Genomic DNA, 360 nt, shown 5'->3' on the forward strand with positions numbered 1-360 from the left:
CTGGCTCTGAGGCACTAAAATGGGCAGTCGTTTCGGCCGCTTTTCCGCCACTGCTCCCGCTAACCACCATGTCCCCTGCCACAGTCGAAACCAGTTGCACCGTCACCTTACCATTACTGTCTGATGCACTGTCCCCTCCTTTGAGGGTCACCCCTGCCGGTACTGTCCAGGCAACCTTCTGGCCTTGTACGGGGTTGCCCTGAGCATCCAACAGAGTCGCCACCACGCTATCCTCGCTAGTGCCGTCAGCAATCGCATTGTCCTGGGACACGGCCAGCGTTATTTTATTAATCTGACCATCTGGCTCTGAGGCACTAAAATGGGCAGTCGTTTCGGCCGCTTTTCCGCCACTGCTCCCGC

1 protein-coding gene is annotated in these 360 nt (G+C 57.5%); it reads right to left on the reverse strand.

The window, feature by feature from the left end; translation table 11 throughout:
- Window positions 1–360, reverse strand: a 360-nt coding sequence (locus GSQ70_RS00635; RefSeq protein ID WP_199257194.1) for an Ig-like domain-containing protein, incomplete at both ends; no start/stop codon positions are given.

This window comes from Pantoea sp. BAV 3049 (assembly GCF_009765445.1).
Taxonomy (GTDB): Bacteria; Pseudomonadota; Gammaproteobacteria; order Enterobacterales; family Enterobacteriaceae; genus Erwinia.